Source organism: Nocardia sp. Root136 (assembly GCF_001427185.1).
GTDB lineage: Bacteria > Actinomycetota > Actinomycetes > Mycobacteriales > Mycobacteriaceae > Nocardia > Nocardia salmonicida.
Window position 1 is genome coordinate 295,749 of the sequence record NZ_LMFE01000010.1, and the last position, 14,552, is coordinate 310,300.

General features: G+C 68.2%; 13 protein-coding genes. 5 read left to right on the forward strand and 8 right to left on the reverse strand.

Annotation, left to right across the window (positions count from 1 at the left end; translation table 11 throughout):
- Window positions 1-262 precede the first annotated feature (262 nt).
- The 5 genes from ASD42_RS26305 to ASD42_RS35760 all read right to left on the reverse strand — a co-directional run bounded on the left by ASD42_RS26305 (window position 263) and on the right by ASD42_RS35760 (window position 4,353).
- On the reverse strand, window positions 263-1,258 hold the full coding sequence (locus ASD42_RS26305) for a sulfate/molybdate ABC transporter ATP-binding protein (protein WP_056821431.1): 996 nt from the start codon (window positions 1,256-1,258) through the stop codon (window positions 263-265).
- A complete protein-coding gene (cysW, locus tag ASD42_RS26310; protein ID WP_056821435.1) occupies window positions 1,255-2,061 on the reverse strand; it encodes a sulfate ABC transporter permease subunit CysW in 807 nt (268 codons plus the stop codon). The genes ASD42_RS26305 and cysW overlap by 4 nt, the downstream gene beginning before the upstream one ends.
- A complete protein-coding gene (gene cysT / locus ASD42_RS26315; protein ID WP_056821834.1) occupies window positions 2,058-2,903 on the reverse strand; it encodes a sulfate ABC transporter permease subunit CysT in 846 nt (281 codons plus the stop codon). The genes cysW and cysT overlap by 4 nt, the downstream gene beginning before the upstream one ends.
- Before the next feature lie 98 nt (window positions 2,904-3,001).
- The gene (locus tag ASD42_RS26320; protein WP_056821438.1) at window positions 3,002-4,051 is read right to left on the reverse strand and encodes a sulfate ABC transporter substrate-binding protein; all 1,050 of its coding nucleotides are present in this window, start codon (window positions 4,049-4,051) and stop codon (window positions 3,002-3,004) included.
- A gap of 212 nt (window positions 4,052-4,263) precedes the next feature.
- Window positions 4,264-4,353, reverse strand: coding sequence for an Ms4533A family Cys-rich leader peptide (locus ASD42_RS35760; protein ID WP_019045829.1), 90 nt, complete (start codon window positions 4,351-4,353; stop codon window positions 4,264-4,266).
- A 74-nt stretch (window positions 4,354-4,427) separates the two neighbouring features.
- On the opposite strand from ASD42_RS35760, the gene ASD42_RS26325 reads away from it, so the two are divergent.
- Complete coding sequence (locus ASD42_RS26325; RefSeq protein ID WP_056821440.1) at window positions 4,428-5,477, forward strand: M48 family metallopeptidase; 1,050 nt, start codon at window positions 4,428-4,430, stop codon at window positions 5,475-5,477.
- Window positions 5,478-5,588: 111 nt separating this feature from the next.
- Here ASD42_RS26325 and ASD42_RS26330 read toward each other — a convergent pair whose 3' ends face one another.
- On the reverse strand, window positions 5,589-5,825 hold the full coding sequence (locus ASD42_RS26330) for a hypothetical protein (RefSeq protein WP_056821441.1): 237 nt from the start codon (window positions 5,823-5,825) through the stop codon (window positions 5,589-5,591).
- A 141-nt stretch (window positions 5,826-5,966) separates the two neighbouring features.
- Between ASD42_RS26330 and ASD42_RS26335 the strand changes: the two genes are divergently transcribed.
- Window positions 5,967-7,934 carry a glycoside hydrolase family 15 protein gene (locus ASD42_RS26335; protein WP_056821443.1) on the forward strand — a complete coding sequence of 656 codons (1,968 nt, stop codon included), beginning with the start codon at window positions 5,967-5,969 and terminating at the stop codon, window positions 7,932-7,934.
- 3 nt (window positions 7,935-7,937) lie between these two features.
- On the opposite strand, the gene ASD42_RS26340 is transcribed toward ASD42_RS26335, so the two are convergent.
- The gene (locus ASD42_RS26340) at window positions 7,938-9,740 is read right to left on the reverse strand and encodes a GTPase (protein ID WP_056821445.1); all 1,803 of its coding nucleotides are present in this window, start codon (window positions 9,738-9,740) and stop codon (window positions 7,938-7,940) included.
- 44 nt (window positions 9,741-9,784) lie between these two features.
- Window positions 9,785-11,827, reverse strand: coding sequence for a hypothetical protein (locus tag ASD42_RS26345; protein WP_056821447.1), 2,043 nt, complete (start codon window positions 11,825-11,827; stop codon window positions 9,785-9,787).
- 277 nt (window positions 11,828-12,104) lie between these two features.
- Here ASD42_RS26345 and ASD42_RS26350 point away from each other — a divergent pair, with 277 nt between their 5' ends.
- From ASD42_RS26350 to ASD42_RS26360, 3 genes are read left to right on the forward strand one after another with little or no spacing between them, the layout of a single operon-like run.
- A complete protein-coding gene (locus tag ASD42_RS26350) occupies window positions 12,105-12,563 on the forward strand; it encodes a hypothetical protein (protein WP_056821448.1) in 459 nt (152 codons plus the stop codon).
- A 19-nt stretch (window positions 12,564-12,582) separates the two neighbouring features.
- A complete protein-coding gene (locus tag ASD42_RS26355; protein ID WP_056821450.1) occupies window positions 12,583-13,275 on the forward strand; it encodes a response regulator transcription factor in 693 nt (230 codons plus the stop codon).
- Window positions 13,272-14,552: a HAMP domain-containing sensor histidine kinase gene (locus ASD42_RS26360; RefSeq protein ID WP_056821452.1), complete on the forward strand. Its 1,281-nt coding sequence runs from the start codon at window positions 13,272-13,274 to the stop codon at window positions 14,550-14,552. Before ASD42_RS26355 ends, ASD42_RS26360 begins: the two co-directional genes overlap by 4 nt.

Consider the following 14,552-nt stretch of genomic DNA (forward strand, 5'->3'; position numbering starts at 1 on the left):
AAAGCCCTGTTGAGAAAGCTACTGGCCAGTAAAAGCGCTTCTACCTGTGACACTGCGTCATGCACAATCCGCGAAGGTCTGGTGTGCGAGGCGGAAAATAGTTGTCCGCCGAGCGCGGCGTGTCGGCCGACGGACCGCCGGTACCGGTTAACCTGCGCCGATCCGCGTCCGGCGGCGGATCGCGGACCGTCGGCGAATCCCTCGACAACGCGACCGGGGCCCCGCGACGTATGTCGCGGGGCCCCGGTCGCAGCAAGGTGGATCAGGCGTGGGGAAGGTCCGGGATCCGGGTGGCACGGGCATAGACCGTCTCCCCCTCGGCCAGGCGCAGCGCCGCCGCGTCGCCACGGGTGACCTGGGCGGCGAACTGGTCGCCGGTCGCGGCATTGCGCAGTTCCAGGCGCACCTCGAAACCGAGACGCACGATCCGCTCGACCGTGGCCCTGGTGACGCCCGCCGATTCGGCGGTGCCCTCGTGTTCGGCCATCGCCATGCTCGGATCGCGGCCGACACGGATGTCGTGCGGGCGAACCAGATGACCGTTGAGCCGGGCGACCGCGCCGAGGAACGACATCACGAACTCGTTGGCAGGCCGGTCGTAGACCTCCTCGGGCGAACCGACCTGCTCGATACGGCCCTTGTTCATCACCGCGATCCGGTCGGCCACATCCAGGGCCTCCTCCTGGTCGTGGGTGACCAGCACGGTGGTCACGTGGACCTCGTCGTGCAACCTGCGCAGCCACTGCCGCAGATCGGTGCGCACTTTGGCGTCGAGCGCGCCGAACGGCTCGTCGAGCAGCAGCACCTGCGGGTCAACGGCCAGCGCACGGGCCAGCGCCATGCGCTGACGCTGACCGCCGGAGAGCTGCGCCGGATAACGGTGCTGGAAACCGTCGAGGCCGACGATGCCGAGCAGTTCGTCGACGCGCTTGTCGATCTCCTTCTTCGGCCGCTTGCGGATGGTCAGGCCGAAGGCCACGTTGTCGCGCACGGTCATGTGCTTGAACGCGGCGTAGTGCTGGAACACGAAGCCGATATCGCGCTTCTGCGGCGCCACATGAGTGACGTCGTTGCCCGCGATCACCACCACACCCGAGTCGAGGGCCTCGAGTCCGGCGATCGAGCGCAGCAGCGTCGACTTGCCCGAGCCCGAAGGGCCGAGCAGGGCGGTGAGCTGGCCTGCGGGGATATCGATACTGACATCGTCGAGGGCGGCGAAGGAACCGTAGTTCTTGCGCCCGTTGGTCACGGTGATCATTCGGTGCCCCGCTTGCGTTCGAGGAGAGTCATCAGGAGAAGGACGATCAGCGCCATACCCATCAGCAGGGTGGCCGCGCTGTAGGCGCCGAAGGTGTTGTGGTCGTTGATATAGCGGCCGTGCACCAGCAGGGTCAGCGTCTGGGATTTTCCGGGCAGCGCGGTGGAGACCATGATCACCGCGCCGAATTCGCCCAGCGCGCGGGCCACGGTGAGCACGACGCCGTAGGTCAGACCCCAGCGGATGGCGGGCAGGGTGATGCGCCAGAACGTCTGCCAGCGCGAGGCGCCGAGGGTGGCCGCGGCCTGCTCCTGATCGTCACCGATCTCGTGTAGCACCGGCTCCACCTCGCGCACCACGAACGGCAGCGTGACGAAGATGGTCGCGATCACCATGCCGGGCAGGCTGAAGATCACCTTGAACCCGAGTGATTCCAGCCCGCCGAACCAGCCGCCCGCGCCCCACAGCAGGATCAGCGACACACCGACGACGACCGGTGACACCGCGAACGGCAGGTCGACGATGCCCTGCATCAGGCTGCGGCCGGGGAACTTGCTCCGGACCAACGCCAGCGCCGTCACCACACCGAAGACCACGTTCAGCGGCACCACGATGATCACGATGATCATCGACAGCTGGAACGCCGAGATGGCCGCGGGCGTGGTGATCGAGTCGATGAACGCGCCGATCCCCCGCTCGAACGTGCGCAGCAGGATGATCACCAGCGGCAGCACCAGCAGGATCAGCAGGTAGCCCAACGCGACCGTGCGCAGCGAGATCCTGGTGAACGCGGACAGTTTCATCGAGCCGCCTCTTCCTTGCGCGACGTGCGTTCGGCGAGGATCCGCAGCACGAGCAGGCTGATGAACGAGATCGCCAGCAGCACCACCGACACCGCGGCCGCGTTGACCGGCCGGTCGACTTCGATCTGCTGCTGGATGTACTGCGAGGTCATCTGGGTCTCGCGCGGGATGTTGCCGCCGATCAGCACCACCGAGCCGTATTCCCCGATCGCCCTGGCGAAGGCGAGCCCGCCGCCGGAGATGATCGCCGGAGCCAGGGTGGGCAGCACGATGCGGCGGAAGGTGATCCAGTTGCTCGCGCCGAGGGAAAGCGAGGCCTGCTCCACTTCCTTGTCGACCTCGATCAGCACCGGCTGCACCGACCGCACGACGAACGGCAGCGTGACGAAGGCCAGCGCCACCACCAGACCGGCCTGGGTGGCGTTGAGGTGGATGTCGACCGGGCTGTTCGGGCCGTAGAGCGAGAGCAGCACGATCGAGGCGACGATCGTGGGCAGCGCGAACGGGAGGTCGATCAGCGCGTTGACGATGCCCTTGCCGGGGAACTCGTCGCGCACCAGCACCCAGGCGATCAGGGTGCCCATCACGACATTGATCACGGCGACGATCACCGAGACGCCGACCGTGATGCGCAGCGAGTCGAGCGCCGAGGGCGCGGTGACCGCGTCCCAGAAGCCCGACCAGCCGTCTTCGAAGGAGCTGACGGTGAGTGCCGCCAGCGGCAACAGCACGATGATGCTGAGCCACATCACGGCGACACCGATGCCGAACGGGCCCACCGAGCCGGTGACGCGCAGCCACGACGAGCGGGGTCCGCGCGGGGTCGGAGGCTTTTTGTCCAGTTTCACGGCCACGCCGGGATCGGGGGTTTCCCCGGTCCCGGCGGGCCCACTGCTGTCAGTCACAGTTTTCCAGTATCACGTGTGAGCCGGGTCACCGACTACTTGGTGGCCTTGTCGTAGATGACAGCGACCTTGCCGGTGCCCTGCGCGAACAGATCCTTGTCGACGGCCTTCCAGCCACCGAGGTCATCGATGGTCCACAGCTTGGCCGGGGTCGGGAAGTCCTTGGCGAACTCGGCGGCGACCTTCGGATCCACCGGGCGGAAGCCGGCCTGCGCCCACGCCTTCTGGCCGTCGGCGGTGAACAGGAAGTCGCGGAACGCGGTGGCCTTGGCCAGGTTCTTGGAGTTCTTCAGCACCGCGACCGGGTTCTCGATCTTGAAGGTGGTCGGCGGGTTGATGTGCTCGATCGGGTCGCCGTTGCGCTCGGAGAAGATGGCCTCGTTCTCATAGCTCAGCAGCACGTCGCCGGTGCCCTGGAGGAAGGTCTCGGTGGCTTCGCGGCCCGACTTGGGCTGCACCTTCACGTGCTCGGGCGAGACCAGCTGCGACAGGTAGTCCAGACCGGCCTGCTGGTTCTTGCCGCCGTCGCTCTTGGCGGCGTAGGGCGCGAGCAGGTTCCACTTGGCCGAGCCCGAGCTGAACGGGTTCGGGGTGACGACCTCGACACCCGGCTTCAGCAGGTCGTCCCAGTCCTTGATGCCCTTGGGGTTGCCCTTGCGGACCACCAGGGTGACGACCGAGCCGAAGGGGATGCCCTTGGTGGCGTCGGCGTTCCAGGTGGACTCGACCAGGCCCGCGTCGACCAGGCGGGTGATGTCGGGCTCGACGGAGAAGTTCACGACGTCGGCCTCGGCGCCGTCCTTGACCTTGCGCGACTGGTCACCCGAGGCGCCGTAGGAGGCCTGGACCTGCACACCCTTGCCCGCGTCGGTCTTGTTGAACTCGGGCACGACCTTGTCGAAGCCGGGCTTGGGCACAGCGTAGGCGTAGAGGTTGATGGTGCCCCCGCTGCCGTCGGCGGTCGCTTCTCCGTCGGTCGAGTCGCTGGCGCCACCACCGCAAGCGGTCAGGGCGACCGCGGCGACAGCAGTGAGAGCGATGGCGGCGGCGCGGCGGCGCGAACCGATCCAGGTGTTGCGAGACATCGGGGTGAACCTTTCGGGAAAGGACCTGCGGCACAACGAATTTCGTGTGCGGCAGGGAATGCTCATGTCGATCGGTAGACCTGCCGCATATGGAAACACGACAGTTGGCGCGACTCGGGCCCATCGGGCCCCGGAGTTACGGACAACGACTGCGAAAGGAAAGCGCGCGCCAGTCTACTGGGCAGAAACGCGCAGACGAGTCCGGAAGCCGATCATCGACAGAGAATGTCCGCGACCGCGAGGTTGCCGACAGCGATCAACGCCAACTCATGGCGGATCTGCGGGGCGACACTCGACGACACAGGCAGACTGTAGCAGATTGCGCCATGATGATCGCAATCGACGAGAGTTCTCTAACCAGGGGGGATTTCATCCTATGACCATGGCTCCAGACCGGGTTCGCGCGCGTTTGCCGGAGATCAGCACGCGCGCTTGGGAACACCCGGCCGACCGCACCGCGCTCGTGGCGCTGCGCTCGCTCAGCGGCTTCGACACGGTGCTGCGTGCGCTGTCGGGATTGCTGCGGGAGCGTCAGCACCGGTTGATGTATCTGGCCACCGCGGTGCGGGTCGACGATCGACAGTTCCGCACGCTGCACCAGTTGCGCGCGGACTGCGTCGGCGTGCTCGACGCGCAATCGACCCCGGAGATGTTCGTACTGCAGGACCCGTCGGTGAACGCGTTCACCATCGGGATGGACAAGCCGTTCATCGTGCTCACCACCGGCCTGCTCGAGTTGATGGACACCGAGGAACTGCGGTTCGTCGTCGGCCACGAACTCGGCCACGCGCTGTCGGGGCACGCGGTGTATCGCACGATGCTCATGCACCTGATGCGGCTGTCGGCCTCGGTCGGCTGGATGCCGGTCGGCGGTTGGGCGCTGCGGGCGATCGTGGCGGCGCTGATGGAGTGGAGCCGCAAGTCGGAGCTGTCCGGCGACCGGGCGGGGCTGCTGTGCTGCCAGGACGTGGAGGCCTCGGTCCGGGTGCACATGAAAACCGCTGGTGGTGCGTGGCTACACGAGATGAACCACGGCGCGTTCCTCGACCAGGCCGACGATTACATGCGCTCGGGCGACCTGCGCGACGGCGTGCTCAAGCTGCTCAACCTGGAGCTGCAGTCCCACCCGTTCTCGGTGCTGCGCGCGGCCGAGCTGCGCCGCTGGATCCAGTCCGGCGACTACGAGCGGGTGCTCGGCGGCAGCTACCCGCGTCGTGGGCAGGACAAGAACGCGAGCATCGGCGACGAGGCCAAGGAGGCCGCGCGGCACTATCGCGAGACCTTCGATCAGTCCGAGGACATGCTGGTTCGCACGGTCCGTGATCTCGGTCGCGACGTGGGCTCGGCGGTGAACACGGTCGGCCAGGAATTCGGACGGACGGTATCGGACCTGGGCAAACGGTTCGACGACTGGCGTAAGAACTAGTCGCTGGGTCGGCGCGGGCGAATGCCCGCGCCGGTCACCGCGTGAAGAACCAGGCGATGACGACGAGAACGAGCAGGGCGATGAGCGCGAGCTGAACGCGAGAACGTGGCATCAGCGGGCACCGCTGCCGACGGCCGGGCGTTCGGCGAGGGTGACCGGCATCGGCGGTTCGGTGCGATCGTCGCGGCGCAATACGCGGAAGGCCATACGCAAGCCGCGATCGAGCAGGAAGGCGATGGCGAAGCTGATCGGGACCATGCCGACCAGCACCACGAGAAACTGGGGAATGAAGGGCAGCCCGGCTACCCAGAGTTCGAAGCCGTCCCACCAACCTGCGATGCGTTGCACGTCGACCAGCCTAGTCGGTCACCGCCAACGCCCTCGCCGTCCGCATCGGGTGCAGAGGAATTCCGGGCCACAACCAGCCGATCCACCGAGATCGCCGTTCGCAGCGGTGGACGGGCGCCCGTACCGCCGTGATGATGGGGTATGGAGTCTTCCAGCGCTGACAGCCTGCCGATTCTGAGTCCGGTCTCCGCCATCGGCCGCCGTGGCGCGTTTCCACCGATCGACGACTACGCCTTCCTGTCCGACTGCGAAACCAGCTGCCTGATCTCCAGCAGCGGCTCGGTGGAGTGGATGTGTGTGCCACGTCCCGACTCCCCCAGCGTTTTCGGCGCGATCCTGGACCGCAGCGCCGGGCATTTCCGGATCGGCCCCTACGGAAAGAATGTGCCGGCGGCACGGCGGTATCTGCCCGGCGGGATGATCCTGGAAACCACCTGGCAGACCGAAACCGGCTGGCTGATCGTGCGCGACACACTGGTACTCGGCCCGTGGCACAACAACATCGCCCGATCCAAGACCCACCGGCGCACCCCGATGGACTGGGACGCCGAACACATCCTGTTGCGCACGGTCAAGTGCGTGAGCGGCACCGTCGAGCTCGAAATGAGCTGCCAGCCCTCGTTCGACTATCACCGGGGCGGAGCCAAGTGGGAGTACACGGGCAAGGTCTACGAGCAGGCGACCGCACGGGCGTCGAGCGATCCCGAGAGCGGGCCGTCACTGGTTCTCACCACCGATCTGCGCCTCGGCTTGGAGGGCAGGGAGGCGCGCGCCCGCACCAGGATGGCCGAGGGCGACCAGGTGTTCGTCGCGCTCACCTGGTCGGAACTGCCCGCGCCCGCCACCTACGACGAGGCCGCGCAGAAGATGTGGGCGACCACCGAGTGCTGGCGACGCTGGATCACCCAGGGCGATTTCCCCGACCATCCGTGGCGCAGCTTCCTGCAGCGCAGCGCGCTCACGCTCAAGGGCCTCACCTACGCGCCGACGGGCGCGCTCCTCGCCGCCTCCACCACCTCACTGCCGGAAACCCCTGGCGGACAACGCAACTGGGACTACCGCTACACCTGGGTGCGCGACGCGAGCTTCGCGCTGTGGGGCCTGTACACCCTCGGTCTCGACCGCGAGGCCAACGACTTCTTCGCCTTCCTCGACGACGTCACCACCGGTGAGAACGGGGACGCGGTCCCCCTTCAGGTGCTCTACGGGATCGGCGGCGAACGCCACATCACCGAATACGAGCTGCCGAATCTGGCCGGCTACGACGGCGCGCGTCCGGTCCGCATCGGCAACGCCGCCTACGACCAGGACCAGCACGACATCTGGGGCACCATGCTCGACGCGGTGTACCTGCACGTGAAATCGCGTGGGCAGGTGCCGGAATCGCTGTGGCCACTGCTCGAACGCACCGTGCACGCGGCCATCGCCAACTGGCGCCGACCCGATCGCGGTATCTGGGAGGTGCGCGGCGAACCACAGAACTTCACCTCGTCGAAGGTGATGTGCTGGGTGGCGCTGGATCGTGGTGCCCGACTGGCGCAGCTACACGGCCAGCACGAGCGCGCGGCCGAGTGGTTCGCGATCGCCGAGGAGATCCGCGAGGACGTCCTCGAATTCGGCGTCAACAAGGACGGCATCTTCACCCAGACCTACGGCGGCGACACCCTCGACGCCTCGCTGCTGCTGGTGGTGCTGACCCGGTTCCTGCCGCCGGACGACCCGCGTATCCGGGCGACGGTGCTCGCCATCGCCAACCATCTCACCGTCAACGGGTTGGTGCTGCGCTACCACACCGATACCACTGACGACGGCCTCGACGGCGAGGAGGGCACCTTCACGATCTGCTCGTTCTGGCTGGTCTCGGCGCTGGTGGAGATCGGCGAACTCGAACGGGCCACGAATCTGTGCGAGCGACTGCTCGGTCTGGCCAGCCCGCTGCGGCTCTACGCCGAGGAGATCGACTCACGCACCGGCCGGCACCTGGGCAACTTCCCCCAGGCTTTCACCCATCTGGCGCTGATCAACGCGGTGACCCACGTGATCCGGGCCGAGGATCAGCGCAACGCGGGTCAGTTCCAACCGGCACACACACCGGCCAACCGGTCGTAGGGGTCAATACCCGAGACGTTCGGCGCGGGCTCGCAGCCCTGCCACGGTGCGCAGGCCCGCGTCGATCTCGGTGATGCGCAGTTCGCGATGGTCGCCGTAGCGTAGGCCGGTTTCCTCGGCGGCGCGCAGCGCCTCGTCGGCGGTGCGGCCCACTTCGGCGGCGATCTCGGTGTAGTGGTCGCGCAGCACCCGCTGTAGCGCGCGCAGGCGGTTACGCGATTCTTTGCCCACCTGGAAGATCACGTCATCGGCCAGCCGGGCGACGGCCACCTTGGCCTCGGCCTGCCTGCGATGCTTGCGGTTCTTGCGGTCGTCCCAGAGCGCGTTGACGCCGAGCAGCACACCCGCGCCCGCGGAGTACCAGTTGACCAGCGACATGCCGAGCAGGCTGGTGGCCAGACCGACCATCAGGATGCCGCCGTAGGAGCCGCGCAGCGCGGTGAGCAGCTGTTGCCCCACACCGGCTTTGGCACTTTCCAGCGGTTCCAGCGGCTGTACCGGCTCCAGCACCTCGCTGGGGTTGGTCAGTCGCAGTTCGGGCAGCGGCGGGGTGCGGTTGTCGGGCGGGAACTTCGAGGCCACCTGCTCGGTGAGCTCGACGGCGCGGTAGTGCGCCATCACGAAGTTCTCCTCGACCGCCTCGCAGATCCGCGCGTCGAGTTCGGAGGCGAAATCGGACCACTTGCGGGCGGGATCGGTGCGGGTGATCTCGGCCTCGGCCTCGCGGACCAGGCTGCGTAACCGGTGCCGCAGATCGTGTTCGATATCGGCGCTGAGCTCGGAACTACCGTCGACGAGAGTGACCTGCCAGGTGGCAGTGCGCTGGCGCAGCTGATCGGCGGTGGTGCGCGCGGCGGCCAAGCGCTGGGTGATCTCGGCGCGCCTGCGCGGGTCGCGCAGCGTGTCCGACTCGGCCCGCAGGGTGACGGTGAGCTGGTCGGTGATCAGCACGATATCGCGCACCGCGGCCGTCACGGCCACCGAATCAGCCTGGGCGACAACATATTCACGCAGGTGATCGAGAAGCTGAGGCACCCCCGACTCGGCATCGCGCTGCTGGTCGCCGCGCTCGGTGGCCTCCCGATGCAGCAGAGCGGAAACGGGAGCCACCGCGAAGTTCAGCCCGGCACCGTCGAGCAGCGCGCGATTGCGCCGCTGGGTCAGCGACCAGTGCGGGTTGCGGTCGATCTTGGTGAGCACGCAGACCACCGACGGACACACCTGCTCGACCCGACGTAGGTAGTCCAGCTGGGCTTCGGTGAGTTCGGCGGCGGCATCCGCGGCGTAGAGGACCACGTCGGCGGCGGCGATCATCGACCAGGCGGCCGCCTCGTGGGCGGTCGAACCCGGGGCGTCCATCACGACGAGACCGTCGGCCAGCAGGGCGCTCGGCTCGGCGAATTCGGCGCGCAGCACGCCGAGAGCGGTCAGCGCGGGAAGGGGGTTCAGCGGATCGACGGGTACCCGTTCGACCCGGCTGCCGGGCGCCGATTTCACCAGCGTCGCCTTCGGCGCCTGGCCGTATTCGACGATCACCGGAACGCTCGGCTTGCCCTCGGTGGCACTGACCGGGGATCCGACCATACTGTTGACCAGCGTGCTCATCCCCGCCTGCGGCTCACCGACGACGACGATCCGGACCCGCGGATCACTGAGCCTGGCCCGCACCATGCCGAGGCGCGCATCGAGGTCGTTGCGGCCGCCCGAGCGGACCAGTTCCCGCAGTTCGTCGACCAGCGCGACAACGGGAGCCATCACATCCGGATGCTTCACCGTCGCGGTCTGCAGTCCGGCTGCGGCAGACAACTGTTCCTCACTCTCGTCGCATCGACACGGCCGAAATCGTCGTGTCAGACCACGAAGTCATACCCATGGTGCTCGACGGGAAACGCGGAAGCGAGCAAATCCCCGCCACCCAGGCCCGTGTCGAACAATCCGGCCGAAACGCCATGGTAGCCGCTATCGTGCTGGTCGAATTCGGCGGCGATCGGCTTGGTCTCGATGACCGGGGGTTTTACCGGTGCGACGGTCGGCTGCACGGTAACCGCCGGTGGGGTGACCACCGACGGCGGATCGATATCGACGGTGGGCTGCTTGGTCGGCGCATCGATGGTCGGCTGCTTCGTGGGAGCGGTCGACTGGGTGGTCGGTACCGGCACGGTCGTGTGCGGCGTGGTCTGGCTCGGCACGTCGACGGTCGGGGTGCTCGTGCCGGTCGAGGGTGTCACGCCGCCGGAGGTGCCCGGCTTGGTGGTGAGGTCGTCGTCGGGGACGGTGGGCTTGGCCGGACCGGTCGGCGAGACGGTGGTCGGCACCGGCACCTTGGTGATTTCGGGCACGGTCGGGACCGTGGACGAACCGGGCAGCTTCACCGTGGTCGGGGTGTCGAGATCGACCGTCGGGACCTTGGACGGGACGGTGACCGGCACGGTCGTCGAGGGGTGAGAGCCACCGGTGACATCGGGCAGCACAACGGGTTTCGTCGGCGTGGCCGGGGTGAACAGCGCGGGCACCGAGGCCGCGGGCGCGGTGAGCGGCGAAACACCCTGGTGGCCGAACACATTCGCGATCGGGGTGGACGCGGCTTCGGGCTGGATGGTGGTCTGCAACGGCGTGCTGACCACGGGGCTGACAGCCACCGGCGCGGGCGCGGCGGGTGCGATCGGGGCCGGAGCGGGGGCAATCGGGGCCGGAGCCGGGGCGAACGGCGTCGCGGCGACGGGTGCGGGGGCAGGCGCCACAACGGCAGGGGCCGCGGGCCCTGCGACGGCAGGGGCGGGGGCCGCGGGCGCACCCGGCAGACCGATGCCCGAGGACGAGGATCCGGGCAGACCGGGGGCACCCGAGGACGAGTTGCCGAGGCCGGTACCACTGGACGAGGAACCGCCGAGGCCGGGCCCGGTCGGCGAGGTGGCCGCCGGGTCACCGGGAACCTTCAGTCCGTCGCCGAGCCACTGGCCGTAGTCGTCGAGCTGATCGCCGACCTGGCCGACCTGCACGTCGACCTTCATCTGCGAGGTCGCCCATACTCCGTCGAGCCCGACGTGGACGTCGACCTGCCAGTCGGTGGTCACCATCGCGCCGACGCCGTCGAACATGCCACCGACACCGTCGAACATGCCGTCCAGGTTGCCGATTCCGTCGAACATGCCGTTGGAGCCGCCCGGACTGCCACCGGGCATACCGACGCTGTCATAGCCGGGGATGCCGAAACCCTGTCCGGGCAGGCCGTCGTAGCCCGGAATGCCGATGCCACCGCCCGGCAGACCGTCGAAACCGGGCAGGCCGTTGCCGACGCCGGGCAGGTCGAAACCGGGGAAATCGCCCCCACCGGGCAGACCCTCGAAACCGGGGAGGTCGAAGCCCGGGTCCGGAGTGGTGCCAGGTAGCGGGTGCGGGTTGTCGTTGTATCCGGGCCCGACCGGGGTGTGCCCGTAGCCGGGAATGCCGATGCCGCTGGACGACTCGTCGTTGGCGGGGATCCGGAACTCACGATCACCATCGGAGCCGGGAATCTCTGGGCGCCAGCCGGATTCGTCCGGCGCGGCGACCATCGAGACATCGGGATTCGGCGGCGCGAAGAACGTGTGCGGCACCACGGGAGCAGGCGTGGGCTCGACGGCCAGATCGGGGAAGGTCACGATCGGGCTCGGTGCGTCCGGGCTCGGGTCGGTGGGCACGGTCTGCTGCGACCAGCCCGCGTACCGGCTGTCGGCATTACTGGTGCCCGGTTCACGCGAAGTCCCGTTGGCGGCGACCAACGCACCACCGGTGACATAGGCGCCCGCCCTGGCCACCCTGGCTACGCCGTTGGCGATCCGGTAGGCCGTGTCCGACCCCTCCGACCCCTCTTCGCGCGCGGCACCGTCGTCGAAAGGCAGATCACGCGTCATCAAAGCTCCAACACTCGCATCGCTGTAGTTCCCCACCACAACAGCGGCGAAGTGAGGCCCATCCAACACTATTTTCCGAACCTCGGCCTGTCATTTCGTGCAGGCCGGTTGGTACTCACCTTATGGCGAACAACATGTTTCGGCGAGCCCGGGGAATCAGGGGCGCCGACATCCCAAGAGAACTCTAACGATTGCTCAACGGAGTGTGAAGTTCGGCGCCATAACGTCGGGCTCGCCGGCCGAGGGGCCGGTGAAACTGCCAGTCAGGAGCCCGACCATGACCGTATTCTCGACCCGCAATCGCCGCGCGGCCCTCGCGCTGCTCGGTGGCGCCGCCGTGATCACCGCCACCTCGGCGGGCATCGCGACCGCCGATCCGGGCGCACCGTCGCACGGCGGCGAGCGCACGACGATCATCTGCACCGATCCGGGCGGCGGCGTACCAGACCTGCCGCCGCTGCAGGACGGGCCGGACATCGGTTTCCACCACGCCGTTCCCGCCCAGCCGCGCGTCGAATTCCGCCACGTCGCGCCCGGTGAGCCGGGCCGGGGGCAGTCGGTTCCGGGCAAGGTCGGGCCGCGGGTGGACGGTCCGGTCGAGTGCACGCGGATCGACCCCGACGGAGGGCGGACCATCGTGATCGCGCCGCGCGAGTTCTCCGAGACGGTACCCGCGCCGGGTAGTGGCTCCGCCGAATCGACCCCGCGCACCCTTTCTGACCAGCGACAACAATGACCAACACTAGGGTGAGCGCATGACCGGACAGCAGATCTTGGTCGTCGACGACGAGGTCCGCGTGCTCGCGTCATTGCGGCGCGGCCTCGAGCTCTCCGGGTTCGACGTGATCACCGCACCCGACGGCGCTCGCGCGCTCACCCTGGTGGGGTCCGCCGCGCCGGACGCCATGGTGCTCGACGTGAACATGCCCGAACTAGACGGCGTCGGTGTGGTCACCGCCTTGCGCGCGATGGGCAACGACATCCCGATCTGTGTGCTCAGCGCGCGCAGCGCGGTCACCGATCGGATCGCGGCACTCGAACGCGGCGCCGACGACTACCTCACCAAACCGTTCGATCTGGGCGAGTTGGTCGCCCGGCTGCGCGCGCTGTTGCGTCGCAGACCGGTGACAGCGGCCGGCACGGCCGACACGATCCAGGTCGGCGAGGTGATGATCGATCTGGCCGGGCATCGGGTGCACGCGGGTTCGGCGCCGGTCGACCTCACCAAACGCGAGTTCGAACTGCTGGCGATGCTGGCGCGCAATGCCGGGATCGTGCTCGAGCGCGAACAGATCCTGTCGACCGTGTGGGGTTACGACTTCAGCACCGACACCAATGTGGTCGATGTGTTCGTCTCGTATCTGCGCCGCAAGCTGGAGGCCGACGGCGTCGCGCGGGTGGTGCACACCGTGCGCGGGGTCGGATTCGTGCTGCGGGATCAGCCGTGAAGGCCTCGTGGTCGTTGCGGGTCCGGGTGGCGCTGGTGTCGGCCGTGGTCGCCGCGATCGTGGCGGTCACCCTCGGCCTGACCTATGGCGCGTTGCTGAAGGTGGCGGGTACCAGCCAGCTCGATCAGACCGTGTCCAGCATGCGGGTGCAGGTCGCGCAACGATTCGACGGTGATCCGGAGAATCCAGGAGCTCCGTCCCTACCCGGACCCCCGGTCCTCGCACCGCCCTTTCCCCGTGAACACACGATCGTGGTCCCCGGCAGTCCGACGGACCAGTCGCTCGCGCAGGTGCAGGGCGCGCCGGGGCTGGTGGTCCGGCTCGACCCCGATCGCGAACTCGTCGACGCCGCCATCACCCGTAGCCAGCTGATCGGGCTCGGCATCGGCGTGGCCGGGGTGATCGCCGCCGCCGTATTGGGTTGGGTGCTGGCCGGATTCGCCGCCCGCCCGCTGCGCAGACTGGCCACGGCCACCCACGAGATCGACACACTCGACGAGTTGCCGCCGCTGTCCGGACGCGGCGCCAAGGAAGCCGAGGAACTCTCCGACGCGATCAACCGGATGCTCGCGCGTCTGGAGACCGCGCACGGCGAGACCCGGCAGGCGCTGGCGAGTGCCCGCGACTTCGCCGCCGTCTGCGCCCACGAACTACGCACCCCGCTCACCGCCATGCGCACCGACCTGCAGGTGCTGGCGGGCACCGAATTGCCCGCCGCCCAGCGCGGCGCCGTGCTGGCCGACGTACTGGCCGCCGAGGGCCAGATCGAGCGCACCCTCACAGATCTGGAACGTCTGGCCGTCGGCGAGCTCACCGATCATGACGCGTTCGAAGATTTCGAACTGTGTGAAACCCTCGACCGCGCGGTGCAGAACGCGTGCCGCGCGAACCCCGGCGTCGAGGTCACGCTCGCCGCCTGTGACCCGGTTCCGGTCAACGGGTTGCCCGGCGGGATCATGCTGATCGTGACCAATGCCGTGGCCAACGCGGTGCTGCACGGGCACGCCACCGAGGTCACCGTCGCCGCGCGAACCACCGGGAACGGCGCCGAGATCACCATCGACGACAACGGCGCCGGCATACCGGAACACCTGTCCCCCACCGCTTTCGACCGTTTCGCCAAACGCCCCGGCTCCCCCGGTTCCGGCCTCGGCCTCGCGCTGGTTCGCCAGCAGGCCGAACTACATTCCGGCACAGCCGAACTCGACCGCAGCCCGCTCGGCGGTGTCCGCCTGCGGGTGGAAATAGCTCAGGCGCCGGTGAGCACCGGCGCCTGA